General features: G+C 71.3%; 14 protein-coding genes and 1 riboswitch. Of the genes, 9 read left to right on the top strand and 5 right to left on the bottom strand.

The features are described 5' to 3' along the window. Window positions 1–218: 218 nt before the first annotated feature. Window positions 219–441: riboswitch (cobalamin riboswitch) on the top strand. Window positions 442–609: 168 nt separating this feature from the next. From nrdI to nrdF, 3 genes are all read left to right on the top strand, one after another. Next, window positions 610–1,053, top strand: a complete 444-nt coding sequence (gene nrdI, locus GA0115242_RS32570; protein WP_093834937.1) for a class Ib ribonucleoside-diphosphate reductase assembly flavoprotein NrdI — start codon at window positions 610–612, stop codon at window positions 1,051–1,053. A gap of 83 nt (window positions 1,054–1,136) precedes the next feature. After that, a complete protein-coding gene (nrdE, locus tag GA0115242_RS32565; RefSeq protein ID WP_237549438.1) occupies window positions 1,137–3,218 on the top strand; it encodes a class 1b ribonucleoside-diphosphate reductase subunit alpha in 2,082 nt (693 codons plus the stop codon). A gap of 35 nt (window positions 3,219–3,253) precedes the next feature. Then, window positions 3,254–4,276 (top strand): class 1b ribonucleoside-diphosphate reductase subunit beta, encoded by a 1,023-nt coding sequence (nrdF, locus tag GA0115242_RS32560; RefSeq protein WP_093834935.1) that lies wholly within the window; start codon window positions 3,254–3,256, stop codon window positions 4,274–4,276. A gap of 110 nt (window positions 4,277–4,386) precedes the next feature. On the opposite strand, the gene GA0115242_RS32555 is transcribed toward nrdF, so the two are convergent. From GA0115242_RS32555 to GA0115242_RS32545, 3 genes are read right to left on the bottom strand one after another with little or no spacing between them, the layout of a single operon-like run. After that, a complete protein-coding gene (locus tag GA0115242_RS32555; protein ID WP_093834933.1) occupies window positions 4,387–5,520 on the bottom strand; it encodes a bifunctional 2-methylcitrate synthase/citrate synthase in 1,134 nt (377 codons plus the stop codon). A 33-nt stretch (window positions 5,521–5,553) separates the two neighbouring features. Then, on the bottom strand, window positions 5,554–6,462 hold the full coding sequence (gene prpB / locus GA0115242_RS32550) for a methylisocitrate lyase (protein ID WP_202556159.1): 909 nt from the start codon (window positions 6,460–6,462) through the stop codon (window positions 5,554–5,556). After that, entirely contained in the window at window positions 6,462–7,970 is a 1,509-nt protein-coding gene (locus GA0115242_RS32545; protein ID WP_093834931.1) for an MmgE/PrpD family protein, read from the bottom strand. Before GA0115242_RS32545 ends, prpB begins: the two co-directional genes overlap by 1 nt. Window positions 7,971–8,346: 376 nt before the next feature. Here GA0115242_RS32545 and GA0115242_RS32540 point away from each other — a divergent pair, with 376 nt between their 5' ends. Then, entirely contained in the window at window positions 8,347–9,786 is a 1,440-nt protein-coding gene (locus GA0115242_RS32540; RefSeq protein ID WP_202556155.1) for a short-chain fatty acyl-CoA regulator family protein, read from the top strand. 281 nt (window positions 9,787–10,067) lie between these two features. On the opposite strand, the gene GA0115242_RS32535 is transcribed toward GA0115242_RS32540, so the two are convergent. Continuing rightward, window positions 10,068–11,042, bottom strand: coding sequence for an LLM class F420-dependent oxidoreductase (locus GA0115242_RS32535; RefSeq protein ID WP_093834927.1), 975 nt, complete (start codon window positions 11,040–11,042; stop codon window positions 10,068–10,070). 586 nt (window positions 11,043–11,628) lie between these two features. On the opposite strand from GA0115242_RS32535, the gene GA0115242_RS32530 reads away from it, so the two are divergent. The 5 genes from GA0115242_RS32530 to GA0115242_RS32510 all read left to right on the top strand — a co-directional run bounded on the left by GA0115242_RS32530 (window position 11,629) and on the right by GA0115242_RS32510 (window position 17,011). After that, window positions 11,629–12,609, top strand: coding sequence for a 3-oxoacyl-ACP synthase III family protein (locus tag GA0115242_RS32530; protein ID WP_093834925.1), 981 nt, complete (start codon window positions 11,629–11,631; stop codon window positions 12,607–12,609). Between the two features lie 58 nt (window positions 12,610–12,667). Continuing rightward, the gene (locus GA0115242_RS32525; RefSeq protein WP_093834923.1) at window positions 12,668–13,927 is read left to right on the top strand and encodes an aminotransferase class III-fold pyridoxal phosphate-dependent enzyme; all 1,260 of its coding nucleotides are present in this window, start codon (window positions 12,668–12,670) and stop codon (window positions 13,925–13,927) included. A gap of 97 nt (window positions 13,928–14,024) precedes the next feature. Continuing rightward, window positions 14,025–15,170 (top strand): acyl-CoA dehydrogenase family protein, encoded by a 1,146-nt coding sequence (locus GA0115242_RS32520; protein ID WP_093834921.1) that lies wholly within the window; start codon window positions 14,025–14,027, stop codon window positions 15,168–15,170. A gap of 22 nt (window positions 15,171–15,192) precedes the next feature. After that, window positions 15,193–15,615 carry a thioesterase family protein gene (locus tag GA0115242_RS32515; protein ID WP_093834919.1) on the top strand — a complete coding sequence of 141 codons (423 nt, stop codon included), beginning with the start codon at window positions 15,193–15,195 and terminating at the stop codon, window positions 15,613–15,615. A 43-nt stretch (window positions 15,616–15,658) separates the two neighbouring features. Further along, window positions 15,659–17,011, top strand: coding sequence for a preATP grasp domain-containing protein (locus tag GA0115242_RS32510; RefSeq protein WP_093834917.1), 1,353 nt, complete (start codon window positions 15,659–15,661; stop codon window positions 17,009–17,011). Between the two features lie 83 nt (window positions 17,012–17,094). Here GA0115242_RS32510 and GA0115242_RS32505 read toward each other — a convergent pair whose 3' ends face one another. After that, the gene (locus GA0115242_RS32505) at window positions 17,095–17,625 is read right to left on the bottom strand and encodes a CGNR zinc finger domain-containing protein (protein WP_141721831.1); all 531 of its coding nucleotides are present in this window, start codon (window positions 17,623–17,625) and stop codon (window positions 17,095–17,097) included. Window positions 17,626–17,663: the final 38 nt, after the last annotated feature.

Genomic DNA, 17,663 nt, shown 5'->3' with positions numbered 1-17,663 from the left:
CCCCGCGCACACGCGGCGTCGGCCCGGCCCGTGCCGAACCGTGCGGCCTCTTGCCGACCCGTGCCGCCCCATGCGGCGCCGTGCCGAGCCGCGGTCTCCCGAGCGCGCGGCACGCCGGGGCACCGGCGGCGGCCCGCCGGAGATCGTGACTTAGGTATACCTAAGTTTTTCTCGCGACACAACATCTGGGATGCGCGCGCTCGCCGGGTTCTAGATGTAGTGTTGATGTTGCTGGTGGTTCGCCGGGCACAGCCGTGTCCGGCGTCGCAAGAGGGAACCCGGTGCAAGACCGGGACTGCCCCGCAGCGGTGAGCGGGAACGACCGCCGTCCTACGCACTGGGTCCGGACAACGGGCCCGGGAAGCGACGGCCAGTAGGGGTCTCGTACGACACGAGACGCGCCCGCGAGTCCGAAGACCTGCCACCGGTGCGCACGCCGGACAGCGGTGTGCGCGCTCCGGGGCCCCGAGGGAGGGCCAGGCAGCGGACGCACGGACGCGGGTGCGGCGACACGGTTCGCCACCCCCGCCCTCCGCCGTACCCGTCACGCCGCTCCTCCCCCGCCGGTCCCCGGACGACACGGGAACGAGCGAGAGGAGACGGCGGCCGATGAGCGGTCTCGTGTATTTCTCCAGCGTCTCGGAGAACACCAGGCGCTTCGTGGAGAGGCTGGGACTCCCGGCCACCCGCATCCCCCTGCACCCGCGGCGCGAGGGCATGCCGCTGGTGACCGAGCCGTACGTGCTGATCACACCGACCTACGGCGGCGGCGAACACGCCGGTGCGGTCCCCAGGCAGGTGATCCGCTTCCTGAACATCGAGGCCAACCGGACGCTGCTGCGCGGGGTCATCGCCTCCGGCAACACCAACTTCGGCGCCGACTACTGCCTGGCCGGGCGGGTGATCTCGGCGAAGTGCCGGGTCCCGGAGCTGTACCGATTCGAACTGCTGGGCACGGACCGCGACGTCCGCGCCGTGAGGGAAGGGCTGCGGGAATGGTGGACACGACACTCGTCAACCGGGCGGACGACGGAGCGGAGGGCGGCGGCATGACCCCCCTGACCACGGCGGTCACGGTCCCCGCGGCCCCGCGCGAGTCGGTCGGCACGCGCCGGGACTACCACGCGCTGAACGCCATGCTGAACATGTACGACTGCGACGGGCGCATCCAGTTCGGCAAGGACCGCGAGGCCGTACGCCAGTACTTCCTCCAGCACGTCAACCCGAACACGGTGGAGTTCGGATCGCTGCGGGAGAAGATCGACCACCTGATCGGCAACGACTACTACGAGGAGGCGCCGATCCGGCGCTACGACTGGGAGTTCCTCGAGGGCCTCTACGCACGGGCGTACGCCCACCGGCACCGCTTCCGCACCTTCCTCGGCGCGTTCAAGTACTACACCTCGTACACGCTGAAGACCTTCGACGGCTCCCGCTACCTGGAGCGCTACGAGGACCGGGTCGTCGCCACCGCCCTCTTCCTGGGCGCGGGCGACGAGCGGCTCGCCACCCGGCTGGTCGACGAGATGATGACCGGCCGCTTCCAGCCCGCCACCCCCACCTTCCTCAACGCGGGCAAGGCGCAGCGCGGTGAGCTGGTCTCCTGCTTCCTCCTGCGGGTCGAGGACAACCTGGAGTCCATCGGACGCGGCGTCAACTCCGCGCTCCAGCTCTCCAAGCGCGGCGGCGGAGTGGCGCTGCTGCTGACGAACCTGCGCGAGCAGGGCGCCCCGATCAAGCGGATCGAGAACCAGTCGTCCGGGGTCGTGCCGGTGATGAAGCTGCTGGAGGACTCCTTCTCCTACGCCAACCAGCTCGGCGCGCGGCAGGGCGCGGGCGCGGTCTACCTGCACGCGCACCACCCGGACATCATGCGGTTCCTGGACACCAAGCGGGAGAACGCGGACGAGAAGATCCGCATCAAGACCCTCTCGCTCGGCGTCGTCGTCCCGGACATCACCTTCGAACTCGCCAAGCGCAACGAGGACATGCACCTCTTCTCGCCCTACGACGTGGAGCGCGTCCACGGCAGGCCGCTGGCCGACCTGTCGGTGAGCGAGCACTACGACGAGATGGTCGCCGACCCGCGCATCCGCACGACCACGCTCCCGGCCCGCGAGTTCTTCAAGACCATCGCGGAGCTGCAGTTCGAGTCCGGTTACCCGTACCTCCTCTTCGAGGACACGGTGAACCGGGCCAACCCGATCCCGGGCCGGATCAACATGTCCAACCTGTGCTCGGAGATCCTTCAGGTCAACACGCCCAGCACGTACGACAGTTCGCTCGGCTACGAGACCGTCGGCCGGGACGTCTCCTGCAACCTGGGCTCGCTCAACATCGCCGCGGCCATGGCCTCGCCCGACCTCGGCGCCACCGTCGAGACGGCGGTGCGGGGACTGACCTCGGTCTCCGACCAGTCGCACATCGACGCCGTACCGTCGGTGGCGCACGGCAACGACCTCTCCCACGCCATCGGCCTGGGCCAGATGAACCTGCACGGCTACCTCGCCTCGCAGCGCGTGCACTACGGCAGCGAGGAGGGCGTCGACTTCACCGACATGTACTTCTACGCGGTCGCCTTCCACGCCCTGCGCGCGTCGAACCGGATCGCGATCGAACGCGGCACCGCCTTCGACGGGTTCGCGGAGAGCGCCTACGCCGACGGCTCCTACTTCGACAAGTACACCGAGCGGACCTGGGAGCCGGCCACCGAACGGGTGCGGGAGCTGTTCACCCGGGCGGGGATCGCCCTGCCGACCCGGGCCGACTGGCGTGCGCTGAAGGAGTCCGTGCGGGTCCACGGCATCTACAACCAGTACCTCCAGGCGGTCCCGCCGACCGGCTCCATCAGCTACATCAACGACTCGACCGCCTCCATCCACCCGATCGCCGCCAAGGTCGAGATCCGCAAGGAGGGCAAGCTCGGCCGCGTCTACTACCCGGCGCCGCACATGGACGACGACAACCTGGAGTACTTCCAGGACGCGTACGAGATCGGCTACGAGAAGATCCTCGACACCTACGCGGCGGCCACCCAGCACGTCGACCAGGGGCTGAGCTGCACGCTCTTCTTCCGGGACACGGCGACCACCCGCGACCTGAACAAGGCGCAGATCCATGCCTGGCGCAAGGGCATCAAGACCCTCTACTACATCCGGCTGCGCCAGGAGGCCCTGGAAGGCACCGAGATCGAGAACTGCCTGTCCTGCGCCCTGTGACCCCGCCCGCCACCGACGCACCGGAAGCACGCACCATGACGACGACGCCCGCCCCGCTGACCGACCTGTCGGTCACCCCGCCCTCCTACCGCCACGACCCGGCCGCCCGGCTGCGCCCGGTCAACTGGAACCGGGTCACCGACGAGAAGGACCTGGAGGTGTGGAACCGGCTCACCGCCAACTTCTGGCTGCCCGAGAAGGTCCCGCTCTCCAACGACGTCAACGCCTGGCGGCAGCGCCTCACCGCCGAGGAACGCACCCTCACCATGCGGGTGTTCACCGGTCTGACCATGCTCGACACCGTGCAGGCCACGGTCGGCGAGATCGTCCAGATCCAGGACGCCCGCACCGAGCACGAGGAGGCGGTGTACACCAACATCGCCTTCATGCAGGCCGTGCACGCCCGCAGCTACTCCTGCGTCTTCTCCACCCTCGCCGCCACCCCGGAGATCGACGACGCCTACCGCTGGGCGGTCGGCAACGACGTGCTCCAGCAGCGCTGCAAGACGGTCCTCGCGCAGTACTACGGCGACCACCCGCTCAAGCGGAAGGTGGCCTCCACGCTGCTGTCGTCGCTGCTGCTGTACGCGGGCTTCTACCTGCCGCTGCACTTCTCCACCCACGCCCTGCTCACCAACACGGCGGACATGATCCGCCTGATCCTGCGCGACAAGGCGGTGCACGGCTACTACTCCGGCTACAAGTACCAGCGCGGTCTGGAACGTCTCGGCGCCGCGGAGCGGGCGGAGATGCGGACGTTCACCCACGACCTGCTGGACGAGCTGTACCGGTTGGAGCTGCGGTACTCGGGCGAACTGTACGAGCCGCTCGGGCTGATGGACGACGTGGCCGTCTTCGTCCGCTACAACGCCGACAAGGCGCTGATGAACCTCGGGTACCCGGCCCGTTTCAGCGCGGCCGAGACCGAGGTCAACCCGGAGATCCTCGCGGCGCTGTCCCCCGGCGCGGACGAGAACCACGACTTCTTCTCCGGGTCCGGCTCGTCCTACGTCATGGGCAAGGCGGAGGACACCGCCGACGACGACTGGGACTTCTGAGCCGCCGTCCACCCGTCGCGACTGCCGTACGGGCAGCGCCCGTCGACCGTCCGCGCCCGTCCGCCGCGCCGCCTCGCAGGCCGTTCCTACGAGGCGGCCGGCACCGCCTCCTACGAGGCGGCCGGCACCGCCCGCTGCTCCTGCCCCGCGTAGGAGGCCAGCGGGCGGATCAGGGAGTTGTGGGCGAGCTGCTCGGTGATGTGGGCGGTCCAGCCGGTGACGCGGCTCATCACGAAGATCGGGGTGAAGGCCGGGATGTCGAAGCCCATCAGGTGGTAGGCGAGTCCGGCCGGGTAGTCCAGGTTGGGGTGGATGCCCTTGCGGGAGATCATCGCGTGCCGCAGCGCCGCGTGCAGGGTGGCGAGCCGGGTCACCTCGGGGTCGGCGGCGCGCGCCACCAGCCGGTCGAGGGCGTCCTGCATGATCGGGACGCGGGAGTCGCCCTCCTTGTAGACGCGGTGGCCGAAGCCCATGATCTTCCGCTTGGCCGCCAGCGCCTCGTCCAGCCACTCCCCGGCGCGATCCGGGTCGCCGATCTCCAGGAGCATGTGCATCACGGCCTCGTTGGCGCCGCCGTGCAGCGGACCCTTGAGCGCGCCGATCGCGGCGGTCACCGCGCTGTGCAGGTCGGAGAGGGTGGAGGTGACCACGCGCGCGGTGAACGTCGAGGCGTTGAAGCTGTGTTCGGCGTACAGGATCAGGGAGATCTCGAAGCAGCGCACCACGTCCGGTCCCGGGACGGAGCCGAAGCACATGTGGAAGACGTTCTCGGCGTACCCGAGCGAGGGGTCGGGCGGGATCGGGTCGAGGCCGCGGCGGCGGCGCTGGTCGGCGGCCACGACGGTGGGCAGCCTGGCCAGCAGGGTGAGGGACTTGGCGCGGTTGGCGGCGGGGCTGCCGTCGTCCTCGGTGGGGTCCTCGGCGCCGAAGAAGCTGACCGCGGTGCGGAGCACGTCCATGGGGTGGCAGGTCTCGGGCAGCCGGGCCAGCAGTTCCAGCGTGGTCCGGTCCAGGGGGCGCAGGGCGCGTTCCCTCGCCCGGAAGTCGGACAGCTGGGCCGCGTCGGGGAGTTCGCCGTACCAGAGCAGGTGTGCGACCTCCTCGAAGGAGCGCTGGGCGGCCAGGTCCTGGACCGGATAGCCGCGGTAGGTGAGGGAGTTGGTCTCCTGGATGACGGTGGAGATCTCGGTGGTGTCGACGACGACACCGGCGAGGCCGCGGTGGATACCGGGTGCGGTGGTCATGGGGTGCCTGCCTTCGCGGGTCAGGTGCCGGGGTCAGTCCCCGGGCGGGAGGGTGAAGTCGAAGACGGCCGAGTCGAAGGCCGCGTACTCCTCGTAGCCGAGGAGTTCGTACAGCCGGGAGCGGGTCTGCATGCGGGGCAGCAGGGACTTCTGGGTGCCCTCGGCGGCGAGGGTGCGCAGCCCGTCCTCGACGGCGCCCATGGCGATCCGCAGCAGCGTCACCGGGTAGAGCGCGATGTTGTAGCCGAGGTTCTCCAGAGTGGCCGTGTCGAGGAGGGGGGTCTTGCCGAACTCGGTGAGGTTCGCGAGCAGCGGCACGTCCACCGCCGCGCGGAACGCCTCGTACTCGGAGACGTCGGCGAGGGCCTCGGGGAAGATCGCGTCGGCGCCCGCGTCGACGTACGCCCTGGCCCGGTCGATCGCGGCGGGCAGGCCCTCGACGGAGCGGGCGTCCGTGCGGGCCATGAGCAGGAAGTCCGGGTCGCGCCGGGCGTCGACGGCGGCCCGCACCCGGCGGACCATCTCGGCGCGGGGCGCGACGGTCTTGCCGTCCAGGTGGCCGCAGCGCTTGGGGTTGACCTGGTCCTCCAGGTGCAGCCCGGCCAGGCCGGCGTCCTCCATCAGCTGGACCGTGCGGGCCGCGTTCATCGGCTCGCCGAAGCCGGTGTCGGCGTCGACGAGCACCGGCAGGTCGGTGACACGGGCCGTCTGCTGGGCGCGGGCGGCGATCTCGGCGGAGGTGGTGAGGCCGATGTCGGGCAGCCCGAGGTCGGCGGCGAGCACCGCGCCCGAGAGGTAGACGGCGTCGAAGCCGGTCTCCTGGATGAGGCGGGCGGTGAGCGGGTTGAGCGCGCCGGGCATGCGCAGCAGGCGGCCGGAGGCCAGGCCCGCGCGCAGGGCACGGCGGCGCTCGGCGGGCGTGGTCCGGGTGTGGAGCACCATCAGAACAGTCCCTGGGGCAGGCCCGCGTCGTACCGGGCGACGGTCTCGGTGTCGACCGCGGGGAAGAGGCCGTCCAGGTCCCCGGTCGGCAGTTCGGCGAGGTGGGCGGCGGTCTCCAGGAACGCGTCCTGCGCCGCCGCGGTGACGGTGCCCTCAGCGAGGGAGCGGAACTTGCCGACGTACCCGGACCGGTCGAAGGGGCGGGCTCCGGCCGGGTGGGCGTCGGCGACGGCGAGGCGGTCCTCGATCACCGTCCCGTCGTCGAGGGTGATCACCGCGTGCCCGCCGAAGGCGCGGCGGTCCGGGTCGGGGTCGTGGTAGCGGCGGGTCCACTCCGGGTCCTCCACCGTGGTGATCTTCCGCCACAGCTCGACGGTCTCCGGGCGGCGGGCGCGCTCGGGGGCGTAGGAGCGCTCGTGGTGCCAGGTCCCGTCCTCCAGCGCGACGGCGAAGATGTAGGGCACCGAGTGGTCGAGGGTCTCGCGGCTCGCGGCCGGGTCGTACTTCTGCGGGTCGTTGGCGCCGGAGCCGATGACGTGGTGGGTGTGGTGGCTGGTGCGCAGCACCACCGAGCGCACCCGCGCGAGCGGCCCCGCCTTCTCCCGCAGCCGCCTGGCCAGGTCGATGACGGCCTGGGCCTGGTACTCGGCGGAGTGCTCCTTGGTGTAGGTGTCGAGGATGGCGCGGCGCGGTTCGCCCGGCCCCGGCAGCAGGACCCGGTAGTCGGACCCGGGGCCGTCGAGCATCCAGGCCAGGAAGCCGTCCTCGCCCTCGTAGACCGGCGAGGGGGAGGTCTCGCCGCGCATCGCCCGGTCGACGGCCTCGATCGCCGCCTTCCCGGCGAAGGCGGGGGCGAACGCCTTCCAGCTGGAGATCTCGCCCTTGCGGGACTGCCGGGTGGCGGTCGTGGTGTGCACGGCCTGCTGGATCGCCTGGTACACCGTCTCCGTCGGCAGCCGCAGCAGCGCGCCCAGGCCGCCCGCGGTGGCCGCCCCGAGGTGCGCGACGTGGTCGATGCGGTGCTCGTGCAGGCAGATGCCCTTGACCAGCGCGACGTGGATCTCGTAGGCGGCGATGATCCCGCGCAGCAGGTCGGCGCCGGTGCGGCCGGTGTGCTGGGCGACGGCGAGCAGGGGCGGGATGTTGTCGCCGGGGTGGGAGTAGTCGGCGGCCAGGTAGGTGTCGTGGAAATCCAGCTCGCGGACGGCGGTGCCGTTGGCCCAGGCGGCCCACTCCGGCGGGACGCGGGTGGCGGTGCCGAAGACGCGGGCGCCCGGCGCGGTGGTGCGGTGGGCGGTGGCCTGGGCGCGGGCGACGGCGACCGGGCGGCGCAGCAGGGACGCGACGGCGACCGAGGCGTTGTCGATCACCCGGTTGACGGCCATGGCGGCGCTGTCGGTGTCCAGTTCGCCGGTGCCGGTGGCGACGGCGGCGAGCTTCCAGGCGAGCTGGTCCTCGCGGGGCAGCCGGTCGGCGCTCGGGTGGACACGAACGTGGTGCTCGATCACGGGACTCCTCACGGGTACGGGCGGTCCTCGTCGGCGTCTCACGGTGCCGACGTGATCGACAGTGCCCGCCGGGAGGCCGTCCGGCCACCTCGCGAGGGTGTGGAATCCCGCCATCCGGGAGCTGCGAATCTGCGGAATCTGCGAAGAACGCGGATGCTATCTTCGCAACCGGGCCCTGCCGGAATGTCCCCCATCCCGGACTCCGGGCTCCCAAGCTCCCCGAGTCCCCCGCGTGCCCGAGCCCCCGAGTCCCCAAGTCCCCGGCCGTACGAGTCCCCGGCTCGACGGCTCCCCGCCTCGCGCCTCCCACCTCCCATCCCTCCTCCCGCTTCCCGCTTCCCGCTTCCCGCTTCCCGCTTCCCGGACTGTGACAAGGATGTGCGCCGTGCCACGAGGAGCAGCCGACCGCAAGGTCTACGCCCACGCCAGGCTGCGGCGGCTGCGCCGCGAGCACGGCATGAACCAGGTGGAGATGGCCCGCGCGCTCTCCATCTCCACCAGCTACGCCAACCAGATCGAGCAGAGCCAGCGTCCGCTGACCGCAGCGGTCCTGCTGCGGATCGCCGAGGTCTTCGGGGTCGACGCCGAGTTCTTCTCCGACGCCGACGAGGACCGGCTCGCCGCCGATCTGCGGGCCGCCGTCGCGGACGAGGCGTGCGGCACGGCACCGCTCGCCCCCGAGGAGATCGCCGAGGCCGCCCGCGCCCACCCGGACGTGGCGCGGGCGCTGGTCGCCCTGCACCGCCGCTACCGCGACACCGTCGAGCGGGCCGCCGCCCTCGGCTCCCCCGGGACCACCGGCGGGCTGCTGCCTCCCGCCGAGCCGCACGACGAGGTGCGGGACTTCTTCTACGCCCACCACAACCACTTCGAACCGCTCGACGCCGAGGCCGAGCGGACCGCCGGGGCGCTCGACCTGCGTCCCGGCAAGGCCGCCGACCCGCTCACCGCGCGGCTCGCCGAACGGCACGGCGTGCGCGTCGTCCAGGCAGCCCCCGGGAAGCCGGGCGACGCGCGGCGCTTCGCGCCCGACACCGGGCTGCTGTTCCTCTCCCCCTGGCTCAGCGACGGCCAGCGCGCCTTCCAACTCGCCACCCAGCTCGCCCTGCTGGAGCACGGTGCGCTCCTGGGCCGGCTCGCGGACAGCGCCACCGAGCTGACCTCGCCCGAGTCCGCGGCGCTGGCCCGCATCGGGCTGGCGAACTACTTCGCGGGCGCCCTGCTCATGCCGTACGGCGCCTTCCACGCGGTGGCCGAAGAGGTGCGCTACGACATCGAGTTGCTGTCGGCCCGGTTCGGTGTCGGCTTCGAGACGGTGAGCACCTTGCAGCGCACCGGACGGCGGGGCGTGCCGTTCTCCTTCCTGCGCGTCGACCGGGCGGGCAACATCTCCAAGCGCCAGTCCGCCACCGACTTCCACTTCTCCCGGCTCGGCGGCACCTGCCCGCTGTGGACGGTGTACGAGGCATTCTCCGCGCCCGGCCGGATACTGACCCAGGTCGCCGAGATGCCGGACGGCAAGCGGTACTTCTGGGTCGCCCGCACCATCACCCGCGGCGGCTTCGGCCACCACGCGCCGCGCGCCGAGTTCGCCGTCGCCCTCGGCTGCGAGCTGCGCCACGCCCACCGGCTCGTCTACGCCGGGGGCATCGCCCTGGAGGACCCCAGGGCCGCCACGCCGATCGGGCTCGGCTGCCGCATCTGCGAACGCCGGGACTGCGCCCAGCGGGCCCGGCCACCGGCGGGCGGCCGCCTCGCCGTCGACCCCGACCGGCGCGCCTACGTGCCCTACCCGGTGGAGGGCACGCGGGAGTGACGGCGGGGCGGCGGGCGGGGGCGGGCCAGCGGAGGCGCCGGACGTGGGGTCGGCGCGCGGGGCGCCGCGTCGGCTCACGCCAGGGCTCTCGGCTTCACGCTGCGGACCATGGCCGTGGGAAGCTGTGCAGGGGAAACACCCCGGGGGTCCCGACTCGTGGCCGACGGCCGATTGCGGTTGTGGGTCGACTCCGCGGGCGGTCGCCCCTCCCCGGGTCCGCGGGTGGTCCTCCCTTCCCCGAACCCCCGGCCCCCCGCACCGCATCCGCCCCCTCCCCGCCGCTACCCGCCGAACTCCCGGCGCAGGGCCGGGAGAAGCGTCGTCCGGCACCAGTCGAGGTAGCGCTCCTGGGTGTCGCCGCCGATCTGGACCAGAGCGATCTCGGTGAACCCCGCCTCGGCGTACGGGCGTACGGCGTCGACGAAGGCGCCGGGGTCGTCGCCGCACGGGACGGCGTCGGCGACGTCGTCCTCGGTGACGAACCGGGTCGCCGACGCGAACGCGTCGGGGTGCGGGAGTTCGGAGTTGACCTTCCAGCCGAGCCCGAACCAGCGGAACTGCTCGTGCGCGCGCCGGATCGCGGTCCCACGGTCCGGGTCGTAGCTGACCGGGAGCTGCCCCACCCGGGGTTTGCCGGTGCCGCCGTACCGGTCGAACGCGTCGAGCAGGGACCGCTTCGGTTCGGTCGCGATGACCAGGTCGCCGAGGCGCCCGGCGAGTGCGCAGGACCGGTCCCCCGAGACGGCGATGCCGATCGGCGGGGGCTGTTCGGGGAGGTCCCACAGCCGGGCCGAGTCCACGTCGAAGTGGGCGCCGCGGTGGGTCACCTGGCCGCCGTCGAAGAGGGCCCGGATGATCTCGACCGCCTCCGCGAGCATGGCGTGCCGCACGTCCACGGAGGGCCAACCGGTGCCCACCACGTGCTCGTTGAGGTTCTCGCCCGACCCGAGTCCGAGCCGGAACCTGCCCTCGGACAGGAGTTGCACGGTGGCCGCCTTCTGCGCGACCACCGCCGGGTGGTAGCGGACCGTCGGGCAGGTCACGTAGGTCATCAGGGGAATGCGCGAGGTGGCGTGGGCGGCGGCCCCCAGGACGCTCCAGACGTACGGGGCGTGCCCCTGGGAGCGCAGCCAGGGCGAGGAGTGGTCCGAGGCGACCGAGAAGTCGAACCCGGCCTCCTCGGCACGGACCACATGGTCCACCAGGTCCCTCGGCCCGGCCTGCTCCGTCATCATCGTGTATCCGATTTGCACCATAGGTCCGCGAGTGCCCTGGCGGAGGGGGCGAAAACACGCGGGCGGCTCCGACGGACGGGCCCTCCGGGAGCGGGGTCACCCGGTGGCCCGGGAGTCGCACGGCGCCGCTCGCGGACGCGGGCGCGGCCGCGGAGGGCACGGGGTGCCAGGGGCGGATCCGCGCGGCGCCTCCGGTCGGACGTCCGATGATCCTGCTCCTCGCACTGTGGTCATTCGGCCAATCGACAGGACTTCGAATTCGATCAAGGGCGCTTGTTGTTTACCTTTCCATTGCCTCGGATTCGCACATTCCGAGGCGATCTTCGGCGTAATTCGAGGCTCGTCTTCGAGTTGCCGCGGTCACGCCGCAGGCGAAACGCCGGATTCGGAGATTCCCTTTTCTGCCGGTGAACTCACCCTCGTGCCCGCAAGTCCATTGATCACTCCCCCGTGAGACCGTCGTCACACCTGGTGACAAATCCCTGCCAGTCGCTCATATCGCCCATATGGGGATGACCGAAAGGGCGGTGCACTCGATTACCACCACAACGCTTGACTGGTAACTTACATTCCCAGGTACCGTTCGACGACGATCGGGAGAAATGAAATGCCATTAGGTATTCTTGATGTCTCCGGGTACGTGCCGCGGCAGGTGGTGGGGAACTCGGACATCTCCTCCAGAGCCGGAGTGGACAAGGGGTGGATAGAGAGCCGGACCGGAATTCTGGAGCGCCGTTACGCGCCCGACAGGGTGGCCACCTCCGACCTGGCCGTGCAGGCCGCCGAACCGCTGGTCCGCGACAAGTCGGTCCGGCAGCGCATGGGCGCGGTCATCGTGGCCACCGCGACCCCCGACCAGCCGCAGCCCGCGACGGCCAGCTTCGTGCAGGCGGGCCTCCAACTGCCCCCGCTGCCGGCCTTCGACGTCAACGCCGTCTGCTCCGGCTTCCTCTACGCCATCGCCGCCGCCGAGGGAGTCCTGGCCGCTCAGCCCTCCGCGGCCTACGCGCTGGTGATCGGCGCGGACAAGTTCTCCTCGATCATGGACCCGAACGACCCGCGCACCGTCAGCCTCTTCGGCGACGGGGCGGGGGCGGCCCTGCTGGGGCAGGTCCCGGAGGGGTACGGCATCCGGGGGAAGGCGCTCGTCGCGGACGGCGCCACCGCGGACTTCGTCCGGGTGGAGGGCGGCGGAACCCGCGCCCCGCTGGACCCCGAGGCAATTTCGGCGGGGGACCAGCTCTTCCGGATGGACGGCCGCGCGGTGAAAGAGTGGGCGTTGCAGTTCGTCCCCAAGGTCGTCGACGAGGCGCTGCTGCAGGCGGGCGAGTCGATCGACGACATGGACCGGGTGATATTCCACCAGGGGAATGCGAACCTGGTGCAGTCACTGGCCGCCAAGATAGGAATTCCGCCGGAGAAGGTGGCACTCACCGCTCCTTTCTGGGGAAACACTGCTGCCGCCTCCATTCCTCTCACCCTCTCGCACGAGAACGAGCTGCGGGGAATTCGCAGGGGCGAGAAGATCCTGCTGGCGTCGGTGGGCGGCGGCATGACGGCGGCGGCCGTCGTCTTGACCTGGTTCTGACCCGACACGCGAAACACACGTTTTCTGCACATCATCTCTCTGCGGAGGAAGGTAGATCATGCTGCCTGTCGTCAGCCGCGCCTCGGGCGTCTACGTCTACGACGAGGAAGGGCGCGCGTATCTGGACGGATGCTCCGGCGCGATCAACGTCAACCTCGGGCACGGGGTGCCTGAGATAACCCAGCGGATGCACGAGCAGATCGATCAGGTGAACTTCGTCTACCGGACCCAGTTCAGGTCACGGCCGCTGATGGAGCTCGCCGAGCGGCTGGCCGATCTGGCCCCGGGCGGCCTGAACCACGTGGAGTTCGCCAACTCGGGTTCCGAGGGGATCGAGATGGCGCTCCGGCTCGTCACGCTCCTGCACTCGCGCAGGCACAACCCGCACAAGTGCGTGGTGCTCACCGAGGAGCCGAGCTACCACGGCATGACGGCCGGGGCCCTGGGCGCCTCGGGCCACCCGCTGCGCCGGTCCGGCCTCCAGTCCCTGCTGGGCAACCAGGTGACGGTGGCGAGGGTCAGGCCGACGCACGGCGCGCTGCGGGCCGGGGTGGAGGAGTGGCAGGAGGCGATCGACCGGGTCGGCGCCAACAGGCTGGCCGCGGTGATCGTCGAGCCGGTCGGCGGAGCCGCGAGCGGCGCGGTCCCCTGCGACCGGGAGGTGCTGCGCTTCCTGCGCTCCGCGGCGGACGAGCAGCGCTTCGTGCTGGTGGCCGACGAGGTCATGTCGGGCATGGGGCGGACCGGCCGCTGGTTCGGCTGCGACCACGCCGACATCGCCCCGGACGTGATGGTGCTGGGCAAGGGCATCTCCGCGGGGTACGCGGCGATGTCCGCGGTCCTGGTCTCCGACGAGATCGCCGACGCGCTCGGCCGGAACATCGGTTCGCTGGTCTTCGGGCACACCATGGCGGGCGCGCCGCTCGCCGCGGCCGCCTCACTGGCCGTCACCGAGTACCTGGTGCAGCACGATCTGGCGGAGCGGGCCGCGACGGCCGGGAAGCATCTGTCCGGACTGCTGGAGACCGTGTGCCGACGGCACCGGCTCGTCAAGGACGTGCGGGGGCTGGGGCTCCAGCAGGCGCTGGGGCTGCACGGCGATCCCGAACGGTTCCCCGGGATCAGCCTGGACCTCACCGAGGCGGCCCGCGCCGAGGGGCTGCTGCTCTATCCCGCGGGCTGCACGCCGATCACCGAATCGGTGCTGGTCGCTCCGCCGCTGACCAGCACGGACGAGGAGCTGACGGAACTCGTCCGGCGCCTCGACCGCGCGCTGACGCTCCTCGCGCAGCCGGTGCCCGAGCCCGTCGCGCGGTGAACCGCCGACGCTCTCGGCCCTCGTCCCCCGTACTCCGTACCGCGTTCGCGAGGCCGCGGATCGCCGCGCCTCGCCACCGACCGACAAGGACGTTCTGATGATCCATCACTTCGCCGATCGTGCCCTGCGCGACGCCTACCGGGAGCGGGCCTCGGCCTCCGTGGCCAAGCGCGCCGAGGAGTGCGCCGCCGACGGCCGTCTCGACCGCGAGTCCTGGCAGGAGATGAGCGACGCCGGGCTGTGGAAGTTACCGGTTCCCGTCCGGTGGGGCGGCAGCGGGGGCACCTGGTGGGACTTCGCCGCCGCCTTCGAGGGCATCGCCGCCGGCGGCCGCGACCTCGGCTTCAGCCTGTCCCTGGTGGCGCAGGCCGGTCTCATCCGGTCGATCCTGGTCTACGGGACCGAGGAGCAGAAGGAGTTCTGGCTCCCGCCGCTGACGAGCGGCGCCGTCGGGGCGACCGCCCTGACCGAGACCACCGGCGGGTCCGACGTCACCCGGATACGGACGGCGGCCCACCCGCACCAGGACGGATATCTGCTCGACGGCCACAAGGACCACATCACCAACGGGCCCGCCGCGGACATCGCCCTGATCCTCGGCCGGGTGCCGGAGCACGGCGACCGCGACATCACCCTCTTCCTGGTCGACCTGCACGCCGACGGCGTCTCCACCGGCCCGGTGGAGAACATGATGGGCAACCGCACCAGCCCCACCGGCCCCATCGCGCTCGACCAGGTCCGCGTGGACGCCCACAACATCGTCGGGGGCATCGGCGGCGGCATCGACGCCGTCTACAACACCATCTCCCTCGACCGGCTGCTGTACGGGATCCTCGCGGCCTCCTACCTCGACCCGCTGCTCACCGAGATCCTCGACTACAGCCGGTCCAGGACGGCGTTCAACGTCCCCATCGCCGACCACCAGTACGTCCAGGGGCGGATCACCGACGCGAAGTTCGCCGTCGAGGCCACCCGCTGGGTCTCCTACGGGGCGCTGGACGCCCTGCTCCAGGACTCTCCGCAGACGTCGCTGATGTGCTCGGTGGCCAAGTACCACGCCGGGGAGACCCTGAAGCTCGGCACGGAGACCGCGCTGCGCGTGCTGGGACACCGGGGCTACATGGAGGGCCCCTACGCCCAGGCGCTCAAGGACGCGCTGGGAACGGTGATCGCCGGAGGCACCGCCGAGATGCAGCGCAAGAACGTCTTCAACCAGATGCGCCGCCTCGCCCCCGCCCGCTGACCCCACCCTCCCCGGAGTGATCATGACGTCCGAGAAGTCCGCCCCTGCCGCCGCCCTGGACGCGCTCGTCGGCCGGTCGGCGACGCTGACCCACACCGTGTCCCCCACCGACTCCGCCCGCAACTGGGGCAACGACATCGATGTCCTCGCCACACCCGTGCTGCTGTGGCTCAGCGAGATCGCCGCGATGAAGGTCATCGGCGAGGCGGTGACCCACCCGTCCATGACGGTCGGGCTCCGTCACGACTCCCAGCACCTGGCGCCCACCCCCACCGGTGACACGGTCGTCCTCACCGCCGAGCTGACCGAGGTCGCGGGCCGCAGGCTCGTCTTCGAGGTGACCGGCCGGGACTCCGAGACCACCGTCCTGCGCGGGCGCCACGAACGGGCGGTCATCGACCAGCCCGCCTTCCTGGAGCGGCTCGCCCGCCACAGCGGCGGCTGACCCGGCCCCCTGACCGCATGTCCCGACGCACGAAGGAGAACCAGTGCCCCGCCAGCTCGTGATCGGCAACGCCACGACCGAGTACACCTACCAGAGTTCGGTCGACACCTTCTCCCCCAAGATCCTCAACAAGCGCCACGCCGAGTCCACCCGGACCGCCTGGCTGCTCCGCGAGGGGGACGTCATGCTCACCGACCGCCCCCTGACCGCGGAGTTCCTCCAGTACCTCGGACAGACCCTCGGCCTCGACCCGGGACGGATCACCTTCCTCACCCACGACGAGGAGGCGACCGGTTCCGCGTTCCTCGACCACCCGAGCCTGCTGCACCCCGCGATGCTGGAGCGGCTCCGCGCGACGGTGGGCCCCGACTGGGTGATGGTGCCCTACATCCACGACCGGACGATCGCCACCCTCGGCAGGCGACTCGGCCTGGACGAGGAGGCCAACCCGTCCTTCTTCGCCGAGGGCGGCAGCGACATCTTCAACAGCAAGGCGTTCTTCCGCGCCTGGAGCGGCGGACTGGGCGTCCCCGTCCCGCGCGGACAGGTGACCCGCAACCGGGCCGCCACCGCGGCAGCGGTGACCGAGCTGCTGCCCGAGACCGGATCGGTCATCGTCAAGCAGGACTTCAGCGGCAGCGGGCTCGGCAACGTCCTGTTCACCACCGACGACACGCTGCCCGGCATCGGGGTCTCCATCGTGCACGTCATCGCGCCGACCACCGACGAGGGCGAGATCGACAAGCTGCTGGCGCAGTCCTTCCCGACGATCGAGCAGTCCCGGGACTTCCCTGCCGGGCTGCGCCCGACCGAGGCGGTGGTGGAGGTCTACCACGGCGGGAGCCTCACCTTCTACAGCGAGGTCCTGGTGCCCGGCCCCGGGCGGGAGCCCGAGGTCCTCAACTGGGGCGGCATGCGCATGGAGCCGACCTGGAACGGCTTCGAGCTGCCCCCGCTCGACCTGCCCCGCGCGGCCGAGACCGAGATGCTCGTCTGGTCGTCGAAGATGGCCCAGTACCTCCAGACCACCGGATACCGGGGACTGGTGAACTGCGACTCCATCCTCACCCCGGCCGGTGAACTCCTCTTCAGCGAGGTCAACGCCCGGGTCGGCGGGTGCACCCACGTCCACCACGCCGCCGCGCGCGTCCTCGGCCCCGGTTACATGAGCGAGTACACCGTCCTCACCCGCAACGACCTGTCCTGCCGCGACTTCACGGCCCTGGCCAAGGCCATCGACAACGACCCGCTCCTGAACGGGCGGGACGGCGGCTCAGGAGCGCTGCTCCTGGTGGACGACACCCCCTACAACGAGGTCGTGCAGTACCTCGTCTACGGCACCACGGCCGAACTCGCCGCGCGGGCGGAGGAACGGCTCCAGGGCCTGCCCCGGTAGCGGTCCGCCGCGCACACCGTCCTGGCCGCCGCGCCGCGTCCCCGTCGGGAGGCGGCGCGGCCGACGGGACGGCGCCGCGTCGGTCAGGCCGCCTGCCGCCCCCGCGCCCGCTTCACCTTCGCGATGCTCCCGCAGGCGCGCCCGGTGCTGCCCGCGTACATGCTGCACCAGGTACGGGAGTTGTTCCGGGACTGGTCGTAGAACACCCACTTGCAGTCCGGGCAGGAGCGCAGCCGCCGCCACCGGCCCTCCATCACCAGGCCCGCCGCCGTCTCGAGCAGACGGGACCGGGAGCTGCCGTCGCCGGTGAACGCCACCTCCCCGCCGACGACTTGCACCGTCAGCGGAGACCGCTCCAGCCACACCGCCAGCCGGTCGCTCGACCGCTCGGCGACATCGGCCCGCAAGTCGTCCCGGAACGCCATCAGTTGCTCGATCTGCGCTCTTCCGCGGGGACGTGGGACACGCGCGAACGCCGCCTTCCAGGCGCCCGCGTCCGCCGCGAGCGCGGGCAGCGTCTCCGTCGGCTCGCGCGTGTCGTTGGGGATGAGCCAGCTGTTCAGGAACTGCCGCAGCTCCCGCGCGTCCTCGCCTTCCACCGTAGATGCGTTCATGTCACCACGATAGGCGGTAAACGTGAGGACCCCCCAGT

The sequence above is a fragment of the Streptomyces sp. SolWspMP-5a-2 genome (genome assembly GCF_900091845.1).
In the GTDB taxonomy this organism is placed as follows: Bacteria; Actinomycetota; Actinomycetes; order Streptomycetales; family Streptomycetaceae; genus Streptomyces; species Streptomyces doudnae.
The sequence above is the reverse complement of the archived record's forward strand: the minus strand, read 5'-3'. Positions and strand labels throughout refer to the sequence as shown.